The organism is Citrobacter sp. Cpo040, assembly GCF_030332915.1.
GTDB lineage: Bacteria > Pseudomonadota > Gammaproteobacteria > Enterobacterales > Enterobacteriaceae > Citrobacter > Citrobacter portucalensis.
This window is the reverse complement of sequence record NZ_JAOWGX010000027.1, coordinates 1-19,431: the sequence shown is the minus strand read 5'-3', so window position 1 is coordinate 19,431 and position 19,431 is coordinate 1. Positions and strand designations below refer to the sequence as shown.

The window sequence follows — 19,431 nt, the reverse complement described above, 5'->3', positions numbered from 1 at the left end:
TAAAAAACCCGCTTCGGCGGGTTTTTTTATGTCTATGTTATTTCTGATGGCGTTTATCAGGTCTACGAAGCCATCCGGCAGTGTCATTAATTTATCGGTGGTAACCGCCGATAAAGCTCAATCATATCGCCGGCCAGATCCTGAATCACCATGGCATTCATCAGGTGGTCCTGCGAATGGACGGTGATGAGATTAACCGGTAGTTTGCCGGTGCCCTCGTCAATACCGATCAGCTGGGTCTGGATTTTATGCGCTTGTTTGACGTACTCGCGTGATTCCGTCATCGCTTGTTCTGCACCGGCGAAATCACCCTTACGCGCCAGTTGCAGTGCCGTCAGGGCCTGGCTGCGTGCAGCGCCAGCGTTTACCAATAACTCCATGATGATCGTTTCTAACTCTTCCATACCATCACTCCAGTAGTTTCAGCGCCTTATCCAGTACCGCATCGCCTTTCATCATGCCGTAATCCATCATGTCGATAACGGCGACCTTTTTGCCTAGTGGGTCGGCGATCGCCTGTAGCTTGGCCTGTTCATACTTAACCTGTGGACCGAGCAAAACGATATCCGCTGTAGCGATATTCTCTTCAAACTCGGCCACCGGGACGGCTTTGATAGTGACGTCGACGCCTTTTTTCTGGGCGGCATCTTTCATCCTTTGCACCAGCATGCTGGTGGACATTCCGGCGGCACAGCATAAAACGATGTTTTTCATAAGCAGTCTCGATCAACATGTGTGAGTTGATAATTATCGCGAGCCAGCCATAGCAACAACTGCTTTGCAACGATTGTGTGCAAGGCATCACAAAGAAAGCCGCTTTTTCTGAAACCGGTTACAAAAAGAGGCGGAACCCTGCGATCTGGACCAGGGCCAGCGGCTTTTTGACTCGCTTATCACATGCTGAAATATATAATTACTGTCAATAAATACATGTTATAAAAAACAGTATTGACAGCGTTTTTTAAACCCGTATGTTAATACTTAACAGCGGAGAAATTGTAGTTTGCTGTTAACGTAGTAAGTGTTAGTAGAGCTTGATTGGGGTTTGCGATAAAGGCCACGAAGTATTTTTTGTATGGGATAGTCGATGCTGAAAACGCTATTTTTTCACTTCGACAATGCTTTCAGGCCACGTAGTTGATATATCTAATCGCAAAAAGTCAGTAAAACGCGACGATGTAACGCCATGATTTATAGTAAATATTTGTGATATCTGCTTTTCTGATTATCACAAGGGAAATAAGGCAACGCATCAAAGAGTATATGTCGCGAGGGGAAGTGTACTTGTTTAGGTCACCAGTCTTGAGTTCTATTATCAAGCGGGTGGAATGTGTTTAACGGTAAATAGAGGAAAGCTTTAGTTAGTATCAATATCCAATATTATCTGTAGTAAACGTGTACATTTTAAAGTAGTACCATCAGCAGTATTAAATCGTTAAGTTTATTAATGTTAAATTTGAAGTGTGTAGTAACGTAAAGCCCTGACTGCAATAGTCGGGGCTTTTGTTCATTGTAGATCAAGCTGTTATCCAGGATGCTTAGCCGCGATGGTTCAACATTGCATCACTCAGTGGGTATTAAAAAAATTAATGCTTGCTTAATGATTAGAAGTAGGTCTACTATAGCGGCATCGGTTTGGAACACAGACCTTATGCAAGCAGTTTTAGTAAAGCAGTTCTCAGTTCAAGCGTTATCCTCAGATACTCTTCTTCATGAGCCTCCTCCCTAAGTGCCCCATAAGTTAATTTCTGCAAAACAGGCCATCTTCGCTGCATAAGCGGCTCAAAAACATGAAAGGAAGTATCTATGTCTAACAAAATGACTGGTTTAGTAAAATGGTTTAACTCTGATAAAGGCTTCGGCTTTATCACTCCTCAGGACGGTAGCAAGGATGTGTTTGTGCATTTCTCCGCTATCCAGAGTAACGATTTTAAAACGTTAGATGAAGGTCAAAAGGTGGAGTTCTCGGTGGAGAATGGCGCTAAAGGCCCGTCTGCTGTTAACGTTGTCGCGCTGTAATCGCCGATAATTTCACGAACGCTTACGATAGCGATGAAGGCCAGAGCCCGAGCAGTTAAGTGCCAGTGAAGAAAAAACCCGCGAAAGCGGGTTTTTTTGTTTATGCGATTGCTCCTGACCTACGGTACCTGTGAAGCGCGCCCCAGATAGCTGTCCCAGTCTTTCCACACGGGCTGTAAACCCTGGGCCATGAGTGCTTCAGCAACGGCTTCTGGGCGACGATCGTCGTGTGGGGAGAACTGTTCCAGTTCGGGGTGGTTATCGGCATAACCACCGGGCTGGGTTTTTGAGAAGGCGCTGACGTTGTTGATCGCCAACGGGATCACATGGTCACGAAACCATGGCGATTCGCGGGTGGAGAGCGACAGCTCAATTTCTGGTGCCAGTAAACGAAACGCGCAAATGGTCTGGACCAACTGTCGCTCATCCATGATCGATGCAGGCTCAACGCCTCCGGTGCATGGGCGCAGGCGAGGGAAGGAGATAGAGTAACGGCTCTGCCAGTAATGCTGCTGCATCCATAGCAGATGTTCAGCCACCATATAGCAATCAACCCGCCAGCTGTCGGACAAACCAATCAACGCGCCAAGACCGATTTTGTCGATCCCTGCGCGGCCCAGCCTGTCCGGCGTTTCCAGGCGCCAGAAGAAATCCTGCTTTTTCCCTTTTAAATGGTGGCGAGCGTAAGTTGCCTCATGATAACTCTCCTGATACACCATCACGCCATCCAGCCCCAGCGTCTTCAGCTCTGCATATTCAGCCTCTGACAACGGCTGTACCTCCATCTGTAAAGAGGCGAACTGGCGGCGAATGGCGGGCAAATGGCGACGAAAGTAATCCATCCCCACTTTTGCCTGATGTTCACCGGTGACCAGCAGCAGATGCTCAAAACCCAGCTCACGGATAGCCGCACACTCCCGTATTATCTCATCTTCGTCCAGCGTTTTACGTTTGATACGGTTGCTCATCGAAAAACCGCAGTAGGTGCAGTCGTTGGCGCAAAGGTTGGAGAGATACAACGGCACGTAAAAGCTCACCGTGTTACCAAAACGCTGACGGGTGAGCTTCTGCGCCCGCTGCGCCAGCGGCTCCAGATAATCGGCGGCGGCAGGAGAGAGCAATGCCATCAGATCGTCGCGACTAAGATGCGAAGCGTTGAGGGCGCGCTCCACGTCAGCGGCGGTTTTACCGTTGATACGCAGGCGGATGTCGTCCCAGTCCATCTGTCGCCAGCGGTCGCTGAACGTTTTCATGCGAAGGCCTCCAGGAATCCGGTTAACGGGCTGGTGGGACTTGCCTGCGAACTTTTGCTTCCTGGTACCGCCTGGCGTGCCAGCAAGCCAGCTTCAACGGCCAGACGGAAGGCGGTTGCCATCATCACCGGGCTGTCGGCTACCGCGATTGCCGTATTGACCAACACCGCGTCGGCGCCCATTTCCAGCGCCTGCGTGGCGTGGCTGGGGACGCCGATGCCTGCATCAACCACCACCGGCACGGTCGCCTGTTGGATAATAATCTCCAGCATCGCTTTGGTTTCCAGCCCCTGATTAGAACCGATGGGCGCGCCGAGCGGCATGACTGCAGAACAGCCTACTTCTTCCAGCCGTTTGCACAGCACCGGATCTGCGCCACAGTAAGGCAGTACCACGAAGCCCTTTTTCACCAGTGCTTCTGCGGCTTTCAATGTTTCGATTGGATCGGGTAACAGCCAGCGGGCGTCCGGGTGGATTTCTAATTTCAGCCAGTTTGTGCCCAGCGCTTCACGCGCTAACTGGGCAGCAAAAATCGCCTCTTCAGCAGTTTTTGCCCCCGAAGTGTTGGGCAACAGCGTCACACCAGCTTCTACCAGCGGCGCCAGAATGGCATCGTTGTGCTGACGTAAATCCACGCGCTTCATGGCCAGCGTTACCAGTTGGCTGCCGGAGGCGCGAATCGCCTCGACCATCAGCTGCGATGAAGCAAATTTTCCGGTGCCGGTGAACAGATGCGAATCAAACGTTTTGTCGGCAATACGTAACATATCAACCCCCTGCAATAACCTGAAAAAGCAGGATCTGGTCGCCTTCCTGCACGATTTGCTGCTCCCACTGCTCGCGCGGGAGGATCTGCTGATTGAGCGCCAGCGCCGCGCCCGGTTTAAGCTGATTAAGCGCAGTGAGCAGCCCACTGACGGTTTGTCCTTCGGCGCACTGCATCGGCTCATCATTGAACTGAATCTGCATGTTGCCCTCCGCATACCGGGCAGCCGCTGGCGCGTCGTAGTGCGAAGCTGCGCCACTGGCTGGTTTTACCGTCAAACAGGCGTAGCTCTCCGCTGGGCGTCTCAATACCGCTGAGCAATTTAATCGCTTCCAACGCCTGCAAGGTGCCCATCACGCCCACAACCGGTCCGACGATACCGGCGGTACGGCAGTTGCGTTCGGGCTCTACATCGTCCGGCCACAGGCAGCGGTAACATCCTTGTTCCCACGGGGGCGTCAGCACCATCAGTTGGCCGCCAAAGCCGACGGCGCTGGCGGTGACGAGCGGGGTGTTGAGCGTTACGCAGGCGGCGTTAATTTCCTGGCGCGTGGCCATGTTATCGGTACAGTCGAGCACCACATCGGCACGCGCTACCGCATGCCGAAGCGCATCGCCTTTCAGTCGCTGCTGGAGCGATACCAGTTCGATATCCGGGTTGAGCCGCGTCAGGCGCTGCTGGGCAACCTGCGATTTTGAACGTGCGATATCATCAGTGGTAAACAGGATCTGGCGCTGCAGGTTGCTCAGATGAATGTCGTCATCGTCTACCAGCGTCAGTTTTCCGATGCCTGCTCCCGCCAGATACAGCGCGGCAGGCGAACCTAACCCGCCTAAACCGACAATCAGCACATGGCTATCGAGTAGCTTTTGCTGGCCTTCAATGGCGATATCGCCGAGCAGGATCTGTCGGCTGTAACGCATAAAGTCGCGGTCATTCATCGCCCACTCCCGCGATATCCAGTAGTTGGGCCGTGGCGACCTGCCAGTCAGCCGCCTGGGTAATGGCGCTGACCACGGCAATGCTGCCGACGCCGGTCGCCAGTACCGCCGGGGCGCGCTCAAGGCTGATACCGCCAATGGCGACGGTCGGGTAATCCGCTAATCGTTCAATATGGTTTGCCAGTTGCGTGAGTCCCTGCGGGGCGGAAGGCATCTGTTTGGTTTGCGTGGGAAAAACATGACCCAGCGCGATATAAGAAGGCTTAGCGGCGAGCGCGACGTCGATCTCCATATCATCGTGAGTGGAGACCCCCAGGCGCAGCCCCGCCGTCTGAATCGCCTTCAGGTCGGTGGTTTCAAGGTCTTCCTGGCCCAGATGTACACCGTAAGCGCGGTGCTTAATTGCCAGACGCCAGTAGTCGTTGATAAACAGACGGGCGTCATAGCAACGCCCCAGTTCAATGGCGGCCATAACGTCGGCTTCGACCTCTTCATCACGCTTATCTTTAATGCGCAGTTGGATCGTGCGTACGCCCGCCTGCAGCAAGCGTTCAATCCATTGCACGCTGTCCACCACCGGGTAAAGCCCGAGGCGAAACGGCACGGTCGGGAAATCAGGCTGGTACATTACGCCTCCTCTTTTTTGAGGTAGATTTCGCCGCCTTTGGCGCGGAAGTTCTCCGACATATCTGCCATGCCGACTTCAATCGTTTGTGCGGCAGCGTAGTCGCGAACCTCCTGGCTGATTTTCATCGAGCAGAACTTCGGCCCGCACATGGAGCAGAAGTGGGCGACCTTACCGGATTCCTGTGGCAGGGTTTCATCGTGGTAGGCACGGGCGGTGAACGGGTCGAGCGCGAGGTTAAACTGGTCTTCCCAGCGGAATTCGAAGCGCGCTTTCGACATGGCGTTATCGCGGATCTGCGCGCCCGGATGACCTTTTGCTAAGTCAGCTGCATGGGCGGCAATCTTGTAGGTAATCAACCCTTGTTTAACATCTTCTTTGTTCGGCAGGCCGAGGTGCTCTTTTGGCGTGACGTAGCACAGCATCGCGCAGCCAAACCAGCCGATCATCGCCGCACCGATCCCGGAAGTGAAGTGGTCGTAGCCCGGTGCGATATCGGTGGTCAATGGCCCTAAGGTGTAAAACGGTGCTTCATGGCAGTGCTCCAGCTCTTCGGTCATGTTGCGCTGGATCATATGCATGGGCACATGACCCGGGCCTTCTATCATCACCTGCACGTTGTATTCCCAGGCGATTTTGGTCAGCTCGCCCAGCGTATGCAGCTCGGAGAACTGCGCTTCGTCGTTCGCATCCTGAATTGAACCCGGGCGCAGGCCGTCACCCAGCGACAAAGAGACGTCGTAGGCGGCGCAGATTTCGCAAATCTCGCGGAAATGTTCGTACAGGAAGTTCTCTTTGTGATGAGAAAGGCACCATTTCGCCATAATTGAACCGCCGCGTGAGACAATGCCGGTCAGGCGTTTGGCAGTCATCGGCACGTAGCGCAGCAGCACGCCCGCGTGAATGGTGAAGTAGTCGACGCCCTGTTCGGCCTGCTCCAGCAACGTGTCGCGGAAGGCTTCCCAGGTGAGATCTTCGGCGATCCCGTTGACCTTCTCCAGCGCCTGGTAGATCGGCACAGTACCGATCGGTACCGGACTGTTACGCAGGATCCACTCACGGGTTTCGTGGATATAGCGACCGGTGGAGAGATCCATCACCGTGTCCGCGCCCCAGCGCGTCGACCACACCAGCTTCTCTACCTCTTCTTCAATGGAGGAGGTGACGGCAGAGTTACCGATGTTGGCGTTAACCTTCACCAGGAAGTTGCGACCGATAATCATCGGCTCGGATTCCGGGTGGTTGATGTTGGCAGGAATAATCGCGCGGCCCGCGGCCACTTCATCACGCACGAATTCCGGCGTGATGTTTTCCGGCAGGCGTGCACCAAAGTTCATCCCCGGATGCTGGTGGCGAAGCACTTCACTGCGAATGCGCTCGCGGCCCATGTTTTCACGGATGGCGATGAACTCCATCTCCGGGGTCACTATTCCCTGGCGGGCGTAGTGCAGTTGGGTGACTCGCTTACCCGCTTTGGCGCGCTTTGGCGTCAGCAGGCCGGTGAAACGCAGCTCGTCTAGGCCATCGTCGGCCAGACGTTCTTTGGTATAAGCGGAACTCCGGTCGTCTAATTCTTCGCTATCGTTACGCGCCGCAATCCACGGCTGGCGCAGCTTTGCCAGACCCTGCTGGACGTTAATCGCCACGTCAGGATCGCCATACGGTCCGGAGGTGTCGTATACCGGAACGGCTTCGTTCTCTTCGAACTGCGGGTTGTCTTTGCTACCGCCAGTCAGTGTTGGGCTGAGCTGAATTTCGCGCATCGGAATGCGGATATCCGGCTGCGAACCGGTAATATAAATGCGTTTTGAGTTAGGGAAGGCGGTCCCTTCCAGGGTATCGATAAAGTGTTGGGCTTGAGCGCGCTGTTCGCGGCGTGATGGTTTAGTAGTGGCAGACATAGCTCATTCCAAATAAAAGTAAGGATATGGCTTGTCAGACGACGGATGAAGCAAGAGAGAAGCTCGCCCGGGGGCGATGCTATTGCAGATTGACTCTTGTTCCCTTCGCAGGTTTTAACCTGATCAGGTTCCGCGGATCCCGAATTAACGGTCTCAGCCTTTTCCACTCATGCTGCTGTGGAAAATAAGCACTCCGACAAGAAGTAACCTCAGTAAAGAGGTAATGAATGTAAACTACGCGTTAATGCCGCAAATCTCAAGCATGACGTTTGAGAGTGTTACTCTCGTGCATTGCGTCAAATACCAGCATGATCAGCTTATCTTCCAGCACGAATCGGGCTTCCAGTGCCTCGCCGAGATCCGATAAAACCTGTTGAAATTCAAGGAAGTTATCATGATCAATCGCAGTTTCCAGGCTGGAGTCATAGTAGTCCATGATCAGCTGCGTATTGGCTTCCAGCAGCGGCCAAATTTTTGTGGCTTTTAAAAGCTGCCCGTTCCCTTCCAATTTATGGAGAATACGTTCATAAATACTGAAGTGTCCGGTGGAGAGGTAATCGACCAGGCTCTGACAAAAATCATCCAGCGCCTTTTCATTGAGTCGCATGTACGATTCTTTGCCAGGCTTAATGCCAACCAGATTGTAGTAAGCCACGAGCAGGTGCTTACGTACATGTAGCCAGCGATCAACCAGTTTATTACTTCCTCCGACGTGCTCCGTCAGGCTTTCCAGCTGGTTTAGCATGATTGACTCCGCAAGATGGTGTTTAGGAACTGCTCACCCGTAAATGTAAAAATAATGTAAACAACATGCCTGTGAAGCAAAGGTTGCGCAAGAGATATGGATCGTATAATTGAAAAATTAGATAGCGGCTGGTGGATCGTCAGTCATGAGCAAAAGTTATGGTTACCTCATGGCGAGCTACCTTATGGCGACGCAGCCCGTTTTGATCTGATTGGTCAGCGCGCGCTGCCAATAGGCGAGTGGGAAGGGGAAACTGTCTGGCTGGTACAGCAGCAGCGTCGACACGATATGGGGTCGGTGCGCCAGGTCATTGACCAGGATGTTGGCCTGTTTCAACTGGCCGGACGCGGCGTACAGCTGGCGGAGTTCTATCGCTCGCATAAATTCTGCGGCTACTGCGGCCATCCCATGCACCCGAGTAAAACGGAGTGGGCGATGCTCTGTAGCCACTGCCGTGAACGTTATTACCCGCAAATTGCCCCGTGCATAATCGTCGCTATTCGCCGAGATGATTCCATCCTGCTTGCCCAACATGTTCGCCATCGTAACGGCGTGCATACCGTACTGGCGGGTTTTGTCGAAGTAGGTGAGACCTTAGAACAGGCGGTGGCGCGTGAAGTTATGGAAGAAAGCGGGATTAAGGTGAAAAATCTGCGCTATGTCACTTCTCAGCCGTGGCCATTCCCACAGTCTTTGATGACCGCATTTATGGCGGAGTATGATAGCGGCGAAATCGTCATCGACCCGAAAGAGCTGCTGGAAGCGAACTGGTATCGCTATGACGACTTACCGCTCTTACCCCCGCCGGGTACTGTCGCGCGTCGATTGATTGAAGACACTGTGGCAATGTGTCGGGCTGAGTACGAGTAAAGAGCGAGTGGTGATACACTGATGGACTGACGCAATAAGGAACTGCAAAAATGACCGAACTGAAGAACGATCGTTATCTGCGTGCGCTGCTGCGCCAGCCCGTTGATGTCACTCCGGTATGGATGATGCGCCAGGCAGGCCGCTATCTACCGGAATACAAAGCTACCCGTGCCGAAGCGGGCGATTTTATGGCGCTGTGCAAAAATGCCGAGCTGGCCTGCGAAGTCACGTTGCAGCCGCTGCGTCGCTATAAACTTGATGCCGCGATCCTCTTCTCGGATATCCTGACGATCCCGGATGCGATGGGACTCGGGCTGTATTTTGAAGCAGGAGAAGGTCCACGCTTTACCTCTCCGATTACCAGCAAGGCTGACGTCGACAAACTGCCGATCCCTGACCCGGAAGATGGGCTGGGGTACGTGATGAACGCGGTGCGTACTATCCGCCGTGAACTGAAAGGCGAAGTGCCGCTGATCGGCTTCTCCGGTAGTCCGTGGACGCTGGCGACCTACATGGTTGAAGGCGGCAGCAGCAAAGCCTTCACCGTGATTAAAAAGATGATGTACGCCGACCCTAAAGCGCTGCATCTGCTGCTTGATAAGCTGGCGAAGAGCGTCACGCTGTACCTGAACGCGCAGATCAAAGCGGGTGCGCAGTCGGTGATGATTTTCGACACCTGGGGTGGCGTGCTGACCGGTCGCGACTATCAGCAGTTCTCTTTGTACTACATGCACAAAATCGTTGATGGCCTGCTGCGCGAGAACGAAGGTCGTCGCGTACCGGTGACGCTGTTTACCAAAGGCGGTGGTCAGTGGCTGGAAGCGATGGCGGAAACCGGCTGTGATGCGTTAGGTCTCGACTGGACCACTGACATTGCCGATGCGCGTCGTCGTGTAGGTCATAAAGTGGCGCTCCAGGGCAATATGGATCCGTCCATGCTGTATGCGCCGCCAGCCCGCATCGAAGAAGAGGTGGCGACAATTCTGGCCGGATTCGGTCAGGGTGAAGGGCATGTCTTTAACCTGGGCCACGGCATTCATCAGGACGTCCCGCCAGAACATGCGGGTGTCTTTGTGGAGGCGGTACATCGGTTGTCCGAACAGTACCACCGCTAAGGAGTTATCATGGATCTCGCGTCATTACGCGCGCAGCAGCTTGAACTGGCTTCTTCAGTGATCCGCGAGGATCGTCTGAAGAACGATCCGCCGGATCTGATCGGCGGGGCGGACGTTGGGTTTGAGCAGGGTGGCGAAGTGACGCGAGCCGCAATGGTTTTGCTGAAGTATCCCACGCTTGAACTGGTCGAATACAAGGTGGCGCGTATCGCCACCACCATGCCCTACATTCCCGGTTTTCTCTCCTTTCGTGAAACTCCCGCGCTGATGGCCGCCTGGCAACTGCTCTCGCACAAGCCAGATCTGCTGTTCGTTGACGGGCATGGCATTTCTCACCCGCGTCGTCTGGGCGTGGCCAGCCATTTTGGTCTGCTGGTGGATGTCCCGACGATCGGCGTGGCGAAAAAGCGGCTGTGCGGCAAGTTTGAACCGCTCGCTGCTGAACCTGGTGCGCTAGCGCCGTTGCTGGATAAAGGCGAACAACTGGCATGGGTCTGGCGCAGCAAAGCGCGCTGTAACCCGTTGTTTATTTCTACGGGTCACCGCGTGAGTATGGACAGCGCACTGGCGTGGGTTCAACGCTGTATGAACGGCTATCGTTTGCCGGAACCAACACGCTGGGCAGATGCGGTAGCATCCGAACGCCCGGCTTTTACTCGGCTTGCAGCAAAAACGCCCTATATCGGGTAAACTGCGGCTAATTTCCGTATTTGAGAACTCATCATGTTACAAAATCCGATTCACCTGCGTCTGGAGAAGCTGGAAAGCTGGCAGCACGTCACGTTTATGGCCTGTCTGTGCGAACGCATGTACCCAAACTACGCCATGTTCTGCAAGCAAACTGAATTTGGCGATGGACAGATTTACCGCCGAATTCTGGATCTGATTTGGGAAGCGCTGACGGTTAAAGACGCGAAAATCAATTTCGACAGCCAGCTGGAAAAGTTTGAAGAGGCCATTCCTTCTGCAGACGATTACGATCTGTACGGTGTTTATCCGGCGATTGATGCTTGTGTGGCATTAAGCGAACTGATGCATTCGCGTCTTAGCGGTGAAACGCTGGAGCATGCAATCGAAGTGAGTAAGGCTTCGATTACGACGGTTGCGATGCTGGAAATGACTCAGGCTGGTCGCGAAATGACCGATGAAGAGCTCAAAGAGAACCCTGCCGTTGAGCAAGAATGGGATATTCAGTGGGAAATTTTCCGACTTTTAGCCGACTGTGAAGAACGCGATATTGAGCTGATAAAAGGGCTGCGTGCAGACCTGCGCGAGGCTGGCGAGAGCAATATTGGTATAAATTTTCAGCAATGACACCACAAAACGTGATTTAACGCCTGATTTGTCGTGCCTGAAGGCTTCCCATCCGCCCCCGGTCTGGTCTACATTTGGGGGGCGAAAAAAAGTGGCTATCGGTGCGTGTATGCAGGAGAGTGCTTTTCTGGCATTTCCGTCGCACTCGATGCTTAGCAAGCGATAAACACATTGTAAGGATAACTTATGAACAAGACTCAACTGATTGATGTAATTGCAGACAAAGCAGAACTGTCTAAAACACAGGCTAAAGCTGCTCTGGAATCCACTCTGGCTGCTATTACTGAGTCTCTGAAAGAAGGCGATGCTGTACAACTGGTTGGTTTCGGTACCTTCAAAGTGAACCACCGTGCTGAGCGCACTGGCCGCAACCCGCAGACCGGTAAAGAAATCAAAATCGCCGCAGCTAACGTACCGGCATTTGTTTCTGGTAAAGCACTGAAAGACGCGGTTAAGTAATTCGCGTGGCAGTGAACAGTTTTAACGAAGGGGCGGTTTCGCCCCTTTTGTCCATCTGGCGTCATTCGCTTTGGCTTTCAGGTGTTCTGTTACTGTCAGCCTGCGGTAGCCATTCTGAGCTTCCTCCGTTCACGGCCAGCGGCTATGTTGGCGATCAGGGGGCGGTACGCATTTGGCGTAAAGACTCCGGTGACGATGTTCACTTGCTCTCGGTATTTAGTCCGTGGCGTAAAGGCGAAACCACTACCAGTGAATACCGCTGGCAGGGTGATTCGCTCTCTCTGATAGAACTCAACGTTTACAGTAAACCGGCTGAACATGTCCGTATACGCTTCGATGACCGGGGTGAACTGAGCTTCATGCAGCGTGAAGTCGACGGGCAAAAGCAGCAGCTTTCCAGCGATCAAATCGCGCTTTACCGCTATCGTGCCGATCAAATTCGCCAGACCAGCGATGCGCTGCGTCAGGGACGGGTGATATTGCGTCAGGGACGTTGGCATGCGGATAACACGGTCACAACCTGTGAAGGTGAAACGCTGAAGCCAGACCTGGAGTCGTGGGCGATAAACCATATCGAGCGCCGCCAGAGACATTCATCCGTAGAGGTGAGTGTGGCATGGCTGGAAGCGCCCGAAGGGTCGCAGCTACTGCTGGTCGCCAATGAAGATTTTTGTCACTGGCAGCCTACAGCCAAAACTTTCTGAAAACCTGAAGACAGGTAGCCAGCAGGCCTGATCCGTATAGCGTCATCAGGCATTAAGTCTTTTACCAGTGGCCCATTCCCATATGACCGCCGCCGCGATGGTTACCGCCACCGCCGCATCCGCCGTAGCCCATTCCCGCGCCACGTGGCACGCCAGCCTGCGCCATTGCGACATCACGTTTAACGCGCTGCTCGTCCAGAGACTGATTCAACGCTTCCATCTCTTTTGCAACGGCGTTAATTTTTGCCGTGTCCGGCGAGCTGGCCGTTAATAGTGCGTTGTACTCATAACGTTTGGATGTCAGCTGTTGGCGCAACGCGCTGGTCTGGGAATAATAATCATCATAGATTTTCTGTGCGGCAGCCTGCTGCTCAGCGGTCATTGGCGTACCGCCCCGTTGCTGCATTCCATCACCATATCCCCAGTGATTCTGTGCCAGTACCGGGGTGGAGCCAAGTGCGATAAGAGAAAGTGCAATCAGTGCCAGTTTGTTGTTCCGTTTCATCGTTCGTTCTCCTGTTGGTTAGCTTACATTCCCTTTTGCATCTTCCGTGCCAAAGCGGCAATCCGAGTCCTGCGGGCGTTGTACCCGCCGTCTTTGCAGGGAAACGAGTAAAAATGACTCGCCAGAACGCGCCAGCGAGTCATTTTTACCCGTTACTTTCAGCTGTTTGTGTCTGAGGGCAGGGTTATCAGGGGGAAAAAATGGCATGATTTCTGCTGTATACCTGCAACGATGAAAGGAACAAGCGGGGTGAAGGGAGAGCGTATGCGTCTTTATAAGGATACGGTGGCAAAGTGGTTGAGCCGACTCTTGCTGGCGGCAATCCTGGTTTTGGTCGGCTGGTTTTCGATTATGACCATTCGGGACTATGGGCGGGAAAGTGGCGCCGCACGACAAACGCTACTGGAAAAAGGCAGTGTGCTCATTCGCGCTCTGGAGTCTGGTACGCGCGTAGGCATGGGGATGCGCATGCATCATGCACAACAGCAGACGCTACTGGAGGAAATGGCTGTACAGCCTGGCGTGCTATGGTTTGCTGTCGTCGATGAGCATGGTGTCATTATTACCCACAGCAATTCCGCGATGGTCGGCAAAACGCTCTATTCATCGGATGTCCTGCGACAGCTTAGTCCTGGGGAGCAAGAAAGCTGGCGGAATATTGAAATTCCAGCGAGGGATGGTGAAAAAACGCCAGCACTGGAAATTTATCGCCAGTTTCAGCCGATGTATGGTCCAGGACGCCACGGCATGGCGCGCTGTGCCAGCAATGACGGGCAGCTTATCTCCCCAGCACAAACCATATTTATCGCCTTTGATGCCAGCGATCTGACAGCGACTCAGGCAAGGGAGTGGCGTAACACACTGATAGTCCTCTCTGCGCTGGCGGCTGTGTTGCTGGCCACCGTGCTGACGTTCTTCTGGTATCAGCGCTATCAGCGTTCGTACAAAGAACTCCAGGATGCGATGAAGCGTAAAGAAAAACTGTTAGCGCTCGGTCATCTTGCGGCTGGGGTGGCGCATGAAATTCGTAACCCGCTTTCATCGATCAAAGGGTTAGCGAAGTATTTTGCCGAGCGAACCCCGGCAGGAGGCGAGTCGCACGAGTTGGCACAGGTGATGGCGAAAGAGGCGGATCGTTTAAATCGGGTGGTGAGCGAGTTGCTGGAGCTGGTGAAACCTGCGCATCTGACGCTGCAACAGGTGAATCTTAATGAGGTTATCACCCACTCATTACACCTGGTGAGTCAGGATGCGGCAAGCCGGGAAATCCAGCTCCGCTTTTCGGCTAATTCTACGCTGCCCGCTATCCAGGCCGATCCTGACCGGCTGACTCAGGTTTTGTTGAATCTGTATCTGAACGCCATTCATGCGATTGGTCGTCAGGGCACGATCACGGTTGAAGCGAATGAAAGCAGCGGCGATCGCGTTAAAATTGTGGTTACCGATAGTGGGAAGGGGATTGCGGCGGAACAGCTGGAGGCCATTTTTACGCCTTACTTTACGACCAAAGCTGACGGAACCGGCCTCGGGCTGGCGGTAGTGCAGAACATTATCGAACAGCACGGTGGCACCATTCAGGTGGCAAGCGTTGAGGGCAAAGGCGCGACCTTTACCCTTTGGCTGCCGACCAAAGCGAAACAACAGGATTAACAAGGATGACGCGCGGAAAAATCAATATTCTGGTGGTAGATGACGATATCAGCCACTGCACCATTTTACAGGCGCTGCTGCGCGGCTGGGGTTATGAGGTCGCGCTGGCCTATAGCGGGCGAGCGGCGCTGGAACAGGTGCGCGAACGCGTATTTGATTTAGTACTGTGTGATGTACGCATGGCGGAGATGGACGGCATCGCAACGCTGAAAGAGATTAAAGCGCTGAATCCGGCGATTCCGGTCTTGATCATGACGGCGTTCTCCAGTGTGGAGACCGCCGTTGAGGCGCTTAAAACCGGGGCGCTGGACTACTTAATCAAGCCGCTGGATTTTGACCGTCTGCAGGAGACGCTGGAAAAGGCGCTGGCGCATACGCGGGAAACGGGCGCTGAACTGCCATCGGCGTCGGCTGCGCAGTTTGGCATGATTGGCAGCAGTCCGGCGATGCAGAAGTTGCTCAATGAAATCGCGATGGTTGCGCCCTCGGATGCTACGGTGCTTATTCACGGAGACTCCGGTACGGGGAAAGAATTGGTGGCCCGGGCGCTGCATGCCAGCAGCGCCCGTCGCGATAAACCGCTGGTGACGCTCAACTGCGCGGCGCTTAATGAATCGCTGCTGGAGTCCGAACTTTTTGGTCACGAGAAAGGGGCGTTTACCGGGGCGGATAAACGGCGGGAAGGTCGCTTTGTGGAAGCCGATGGCGGCACGTTATTTCTTGATGAAATCGGTGATATTTCACCGCTGATGCAGGTGCGTCTGCTGCGGGCTATCCAGGAGCGAGAAGTGCAGCGTGTTGGTAGCAATCAGACTATTGCGGTTGATGTCCGGCTGATCGCCGCCACGCATCGTAATCTGGCCGAGGAAGTCAGTGCCGGGCGCTTTCGTCAGGATCTCTACTATCGCCTGAACGTCGTCACCATTGAAATGCCAGCGCTGTGCCAGCGCCGGGAAGATATTCCGCTGTTAGCCGAACATTTTCTCCAGCGTTTTGCCGCGCGTAACCGTAAAGCGGTGAAAGGCTTTACTCCGCAGGCGATGGATCTGCTGATCCACTACGACTGGCCGGGCAATATTCGTGAGCTGGAAAATGCGATTGAGCGCTCGGTGGTGCTGCTGACGGGAGAATATATTTCCGAACGCGAGCTGCCGATGGCGATTGCCGCGACGCCGATAAAAACGGAATTCAGTGGCGAGATCCAACCGCTGGTGGATGTCGAAAAAGAGGTGATTCTGGCGGCGCTGGAAAAAACGGGCGGCAATAAAACGGAAGCCGCCCGTCAGTTAGGCATTACGCGTAAAACGCTGCTGGCGAAAATTTCGCGTTAGCGTTGCTCGCGTTCAATGGCGCGCCAGCCGATGTCGTTACGGCTGAAGCTGCCATCCCAGCGGATGTCGGTCATCAGGGCGTAAGCGCGTTTCTGCGCTTCAGCCACAGTATGACCCAGGGCGGTGGCGCACAGCACGCGACCGCCGCTGGTCAGCACGCGATCGTCTTCGGCGAGTTTAGTGCCCGCATGGAACACTTTTCCGTCTTCTACTTCTTCCAGCGGCAGGCCGTGGATCTCATCGCCGGTATTGTAGTTGCCCGGATAACCTCCGGCGGCAATGACGACACCCAGCGAGGCGCGTTCATCCCACTCAGAGGTTTTCTCATCCAGCTTGCCGTCGCAGGCGGCCAGGCAAAGCTCCACCAGGTCCGATTTCATGCGTAGCATGATCGGCTGGGTTTCCGGATCGCCGAAGCGGCAGTTGAACTCGATAACCTTCGGATTGCCCTGTTTGTCGATCATCAGACCCGCGTACAGGAAACCGGTGTAGGTATTCCCTTCCGCCGCCATACCTTTTACGGTTGGCCAAATAATGCGTTCCATGGTGCGCTGATGCACTTCATCAGTTACCACCGGTGCTGGTGAGTAAGCACCCATACCGCCGGTGTTCGGGCCAGTGTCGCCGTTGCCTACGCGTTTGTGGTCCTGGCTGGTGGCCATCGGCAGCACGTGCTCGCCGTCGACCATTACGATAAAGCTCGCTTCTTCGCCGTCGAGGAACTCTTCGATCACGATACGGTGGCCCGCATCGCCAAAAGCGTTACCTGCCAGCATGTCATGAACGGCGGCTTCTGCTTCCTCCAGCGTCACCGCCACGATAACGCCTTTACCAGCAGCCAGGCCGTCAGCTTTGATGACGATCGGCGCGCCTTTCTCACGCAGATAGGCCAACGCTGGCTCAATCTCAGTGAAGTTCTGATATTCCGCCGTCGGGATCTGGTGACGGGCGAGGAAATCTTTGGTGAAGGCTTTGGAGCCTTCCAGCTGTGCAGCACCTTCGGTTGGCCCGAAGATCTTCAGGCCAGCGGCGCGGAACGCATCGACCACGCCAATCACCAGCGGCGCTTCCGGGCCGACGATGGTCAGGTCAATTTTCTCGTTCTGGGCAAAGCTCAGCAGAGCTGGAATATCGGTGACGCCGATAGCCACGTTCTGCAGTGCTGGTTCCAGTGCGGTGCCCGCGTTACCTGGTGCAACAAAAACGGTATCAACCAGCGGGGACTGTGCGGCTTTCCAGGCCAGGGCGTGCTCGCGCCCGCCGTTGCCAATCACTAATACTTTCATCGTCTGCTCCGTGGATTAATGGCGGAAGTGGCGCATGTCGGTAAAGATCATCGCGATACCGTGTTCATCGGCAGCGGCAATGACTTCGTCATCACGGATAGAACCACCTGGCTGGATAACGCAGCTCACACCAACGGCGGCGGCAGCATCAATACCATCGCGGAACGGGAAGAAGGCGTCAGAGGCCATTGCAGAGCCTTTCACTTCCAGACCTTCGTCAGCCGCTTTAATCCCGGCGATTTTTGCGGAGTACACGCGGCTCATCTGGCCTGCGCCTATGCCGATAGTCATGTTCTCTTTGGCATAAACAATGGCGTTGGATTTCACGAACTTGGCGACTTTCCAGCAGAACAGTGCATCGCGCAGCTCTTGCTCGGTCGGCTGACGTTTGGACACCACGCGCAGTTCGCCTTCGCTCACCATCCCCAGATCCCTGTCCTGAACCAGCAAACCGCCGTTAACGCGTTTGAAGTCGAGGCCCGGTACACGCTGTGCCCACTGACCGCAGGTCAGAACGCGAACGTTCTGTTTGGCGGCGGTGATTTTCAGTGCGTCTTCGGTTGCGGACGGGGCGATGATCACTTCCACGAACTGACGGGAGATAATTGCCTGCGCGGTTTCGGCATCCAGTTCGCGGTTGAAAGCGATGATGCCGCCGAATGCGGAGGTCGGGTCGGTTTTATAGGCGCGGTCGTAAGCGTCGAGAATAGAGGTACTTACCGCCACGCCGCACGGGTTAGCGTGCTTAACGATCACACAGGCTGGCTCGCTGAACTCTTTCACGCACTCCAGCGCCGCGTCGGTATCGGCGATGTTGTTGTAGGAAAGCGCTTTGCCCTGTACCTGCTGCGCGGTGGCAACGGACGCTTCTTTAACATTCTCTTCTATATAGAAGGCAGCCTGCTGGTGGCTGTTCTCGCCGTAGCGCATATCCTGCTTCTTAATGAAGTTCAGGTTCAGCGTACGCGGGAAACGACCGGCGGCCTCTTTGCTCTCACCGTGGTAAGCCGGAACCATGCTGCCGAAGTAGTTGGCAATCATGCTGTCGTAGGCGGCGGTGTGTTCGAAGGCTTTAATCGCGAGGTCAAAGCGGGTTTCCAGAGTCAGGGAGCCTTCGTTGGCATCCATCTCTTTAATAATGGCGTCGTAGTCGCTGCTCTTCACAACGATCGCTACGTCTTTATGGTTCTTGGCAGCGGAACGCACCATGGTCGGGCCGCCGATATCAATGTTCTCTACCGCATCTTCCAGCGAGCAGCCTTCGCGTGCCACTGTCTCGGCGAACGGATACAGGTTTACAACCACCATATCGATAGGGGCGATACCGTGCTGTTCCATAATTCCGTCATCCTGACCGCGACGACCAAGAATGCCGCCGTGGACTTTCGGATGCAGGGTCTTCACGCGTCCATCCATCATTTCCGGGAAGCCGGTGTAATCGGAAACTTCGGTCACTGGCAGACCTTTCTCCGCTAACAGGCGCGCAGTGCCACCTGTAGACAGCAACTCCACACCACGTGCGGAAAGTGCCTGAGCGAATTCGATGATACCGGCCTTGTCAGAAACACTGAGCAGAGCGCGGTGGACTGGACGACGTTGTTGCATGGTAAATCCCCTGGATTTGACTATTACAGAGAGCGTTAGGTGAATTCTTGGCTAAAAACTCAGCTAACGCCCCTTACGGGGCATCCTTGTTTTGCGGGGGCATTGTAACGAAAACGTTTGCGCAACGCTCGCGAATTTTTAATTTTCGATTTTGACCTCTTCTTTTTCTGTTGAAGGAGGCTGATATAACGAGAGAATCGTAGAAACGATCGTGTGGTTTGTGGATAACTCTGTGTGTAAATGGGTATAAAGCGGGGTTTCGCTGTGGAATGCAGCAGTCAGTCATTTTTCTGTCATTTAAGGGTTGCGGGCCGCAGGAAACTCCCTATAATGCGCCTCCA

General features: G+C 54.3%; 21 protein-coding genes and 1 riboswitch. Of the genes, 9 read left to right on the top strand and 12 right to left on the bottom strand.

The features are described 5' to 3' along the window. Positions 1-86: 86 nt before the first annotated feature. Together OGX86_RS01100 and OGX86_RS01095 are read right to left on the bottom strand one after the other, a co-directional pair. Positions 87-404 carry a PTS lactose/cellobiose transporter subunit IIA gene (locus OGX86_RS01100; protein WP_008787121.1) on the bottom strand — a complete coding sequence of 106 codons (318 nt, stop codon included), beginning with the start codon at positions 402-404 and terminating at the stop codon, positions 87-89. Positions 405-408: 4 nt separating this feature from the next. After that, positions 409-714, bottom strand: coding sequence for a PTS sugar transporter subunit IIB (locus OGX86_RS01095; RefSeq protein WP_003033102.1), 306 nt, complete (start codon positions 712-714; stop codon positions 409-411). Positions 715-1,806: 1,092 nt separating this feature from the next. On the opposite strand from OGX86_RS01095, the gene cspG reads away from it, so the two are divergent. Beyond that, positions 1,807-2,019, top strand: a complete 213-nt coding sequence (gene cspG, locus OGX86_RS01090) for a cold shock protein CspG (RefSeq protein WP_003033098.1) — start codon at positions 1,807-1,809, stop codon at positions 2,017-2,019. A gap of 119 nt (positions 2,020-2,138) precedes the next feature. On the opposite strand, the gene thiH is transcribed toward cspG, so the two are convergent. From thiH to OGX86_RS01055, 7 genes are all read right to left on the bottom strand, one after another. Continuing rightward, positions 2,139-3,272, bottom strand: a complete 1,134-nt coding sequence (thiH, locus tag OGX86_RS01085; RefSeq protein WP_060683068.1) for a 2-iminoacetate synthase ThiH — start codon at positions 3,270-3,272, stop codon at positions 2,139-2,141. Further along, on the bottom strand, positions 3,269-4,039 hold the full coding sequence (thiG, locus tag OGX86_RS01080) for a thiazole synthase (protein ID WP_032945651.1): 771 nt from the start codon (positions 4,037-4,039) through the stop codon (positions 3,269-3,271). Before thiG ends, thiH begins: the two co-directional genes overlap by 4 nt. 1 nt (position 4,040) lies before the next feature. Continuing rightward, positions 4,041-4,241 (bottom strand): sulfur carrier protein ThiS, encoded by a 201-nt coding sequence (thiS, locus tag OGX86_RS01075; RefSeq protein WP_016155307.1) that lies wholly within the window; start codon positions 4,239-4,241, stop codon positions 4,041-4,043. Next, positions 4,222-4,980: a HesA/MoeB/ThiF family protein gene (locus OGX86_RS01070; protein ID WP_003826902.1), complete on the bottom strand. Its 759-nt coding sequence runs from the start codon at positions 4,978-4,980 to the stop codon at positions 4,222-4,224. The genes thiS and OGX86_RS01070 overlap by 20 nt, the downstream gene beginning before the upstream one ends. Beyond that, positions 4,973-5,608 (bottom strand): thiamine phosphate synthase, encoded by a 636-nt coding sequence (thiE, locus tag OGX86_RS01065; RefSeq protein WP_048227512.1) that lies wholly within the window; start codon positions 5,606-5,608, stop codon positions 4,973-4,975. The genes OGX86_RS01070 and thiE overlap by 8 nt, the downstream gene beginning before the upstream one ends. Next, positions 5,608-7,506, bottom strand: coding sequence for a phosphomethylpyrimidine synthase ThiC (gene thiC / locus OGX86_RS01060; protein WP_286639063.1), 1,899 nt, complete (start codon positions 7,504-7,506; stop codon positions 5,608-5,610). Before thiC ends, thiE begins: the two co-directional genes overlap by 1 nt. An 83-nt stretch (positions 7,507-7,589) precedes the next feature. Continuing rightward, positions 7,590-7,712: riboswitch (TPP riboswitch) on the bottom strand. 50 nt (positions 7,713-7,762) lie between these two features. After that, a complete protein-coding gene (locus OGX86_RS01055) occupies positions 7,763-8,251 on the bottom strand; it encodes an Rsd/AlgQ family anti-sigma factor (protein ID WP_032945654.1) in 489 nt (162 codons plus the stop codon). Between the two features lie 96 nt (positions 8,252-8,347). Here OGX86_RS01055 and nudC point away from each other — a divergent pair, with 96 nt between their 5' ends. The 6 genes from nudC to OGX86_RS01025 all read left to right on the top strand — a co-directional run bounded on the left by nudC (position 8,348) and on the right by OGX86_RS01025 (position 12,713). Continuing rightward, positions 8,348-9,121 (top strand): NAD(+) diphosphatase, encoded by a 774-nt coding sequence (nudC, locus tag OGX86_RS01050; protein WP_003033074.1) that lies wholly within the window; start codon positions 8,348-8,350, stop codon positions 9,119-9,121. A 50-nt stretch (positions 9,122-9,171) separates the two neighbouring features. Next, the gene (hemE, locus tag OGX86_RS01045) at positions 9,172-10,236 is read left to right on the top strand and encodes a uroporphyrinogen decarboxylase (protein ID WP_003826889.1); all 1,065 of its coding nucleotides are present in this window, start codon (positions 9,172-9,174) and stop codon (positions 10,234-10,236) included. Positions 10,237-10,245: 9 nt separating this feature from the next. Then, complete coding sequence (nfi, locus tag OGX86_RS01040) at positions 10,246-10,926, top strand: deoxyribonuclease V (RefSeq protein ID WP_008787113.1); 681 nt, start codon at positions 10,246-10,248, stop codon at positions 10,924-10,926. 33 nt (positions 10,927-10,959) lie between these two features. Beyond that, a complete protein-coding gene (locus tag OGX86_RS01035) occupies positions 10,960-11,550 on the top strand; it encodes a YjaG family protein (RefSeq protein WP_003842015.1) in 591 nt (196 codons plus the stop codon). A gap of 186 nt (positions 11,551-11,736) precedes the next feature. After that, positions 11,737-12,009: a nucleoid-associated protein HU-alpha gene (gene hupA / locus OGX86_RS01030; RefSeq protein WP_001044509.1), complete on the top strand. Its 273-nt coding sequence runs from the start codon at positions 11,737-11,739 to the stop codon at positions 12,007-12,009. Between the two features lie 11 nt (positions 12,010-12,020). Beyond that, the gene (locus tag OGX86_RS01025; protein ID WP_048216366.1) at positions 12,021-12,713 is read left to right on the top strand and encodes a DUF1481 domain-containing protein; all 693 of its coding nucleotides are present in this window, start codon (positions 12,021-12,023) and stop codon (positions 12,711-12,713) included. Positions 12,714-12,774: 61 nt separating this feature from the next. Here the strand turns inward: OGX86_RS01025 and zraP are convergent, their stop codons facing one another. Further along, positions 12,775-13,218 carry a zinc resistance sensor/chaperone ZraP gene (gene zraP, locus OGX86_RS01020; protein WP_032945657.1) on the bottom strand — a complete coding sequence of 148 codons (444 nt, stop codon included), beginning with the start codon at positions 13,216-13,218 and terminating at the stop codon, positions 12,775-12,777. 264 nt (positions 13,219-13,482) lie between these two features. Between zraP and zraS the strand changes: the two genes are divergently transcribed. Both zraS and zraR read left to right on the top strand, forming a co-directional pair. Then, positions 13,483-14,868 carry a two-component system sensor histidine kinase ZraS gene (zraS, locus tag OGX86_RS01015; RefSeq protein WP_128317637.1) on the top strand — a complete coding sequence of 462 codons (1,386 nt, stop codon included), beginning with the start codon at positions 13,483-13,485 and terminating at the stop codon, positions 14,866-14,868. A gap of 5 nt (positions 14,869-14,873) precedes the next feature. Next, positions 14,874-16,199 carry a sigma-54-dependent response regulator transcription factor ZraR gene (gene zraR / locus OGX86_RS01010; protein ID WP_060683072.1) on the top strand — a complete coding sequence of 442 codons (1,326 nt, stop codon included), beginning with the start codon at positions 14,874-14,876 and terminating at the stop codon, positions 16,197-16,199. Here the strand turns inward: zraR and purD are convergent. Further along, a complete protein-coding gene (gene purD / locus OGX86_RS01005) occupies positions 16,196-17,485 on the bottom strand; it encodes a phosphoribosylamine--glycine ligase (RefSeq protein ID WP_128317638.1) in 1,290 nt (429 codons plus the stop codon). The two genes, zraR and purD, sit on opposite strands and share 4 nt — an antisense overlap. Before the next feature lie 15 nt (positions 17,486-17,500). Further along, positions 17,501-19,090: a bifunctional phosphoribosylaminoimidazolecarboxamide formyltransferase/IMP cyclohydrolase gene (gene purH, locus OGX86_RS01000; RefSeq protein ID WP_103015398.1), complete on the bottom strand. Its 1,590-nt coding sequence runs from the start codon at positions 19,088-19,090 to the stop codon at positions 17,501-17,503. Positions 19,091-19,431: the final 341 nt, after the last annotated feature.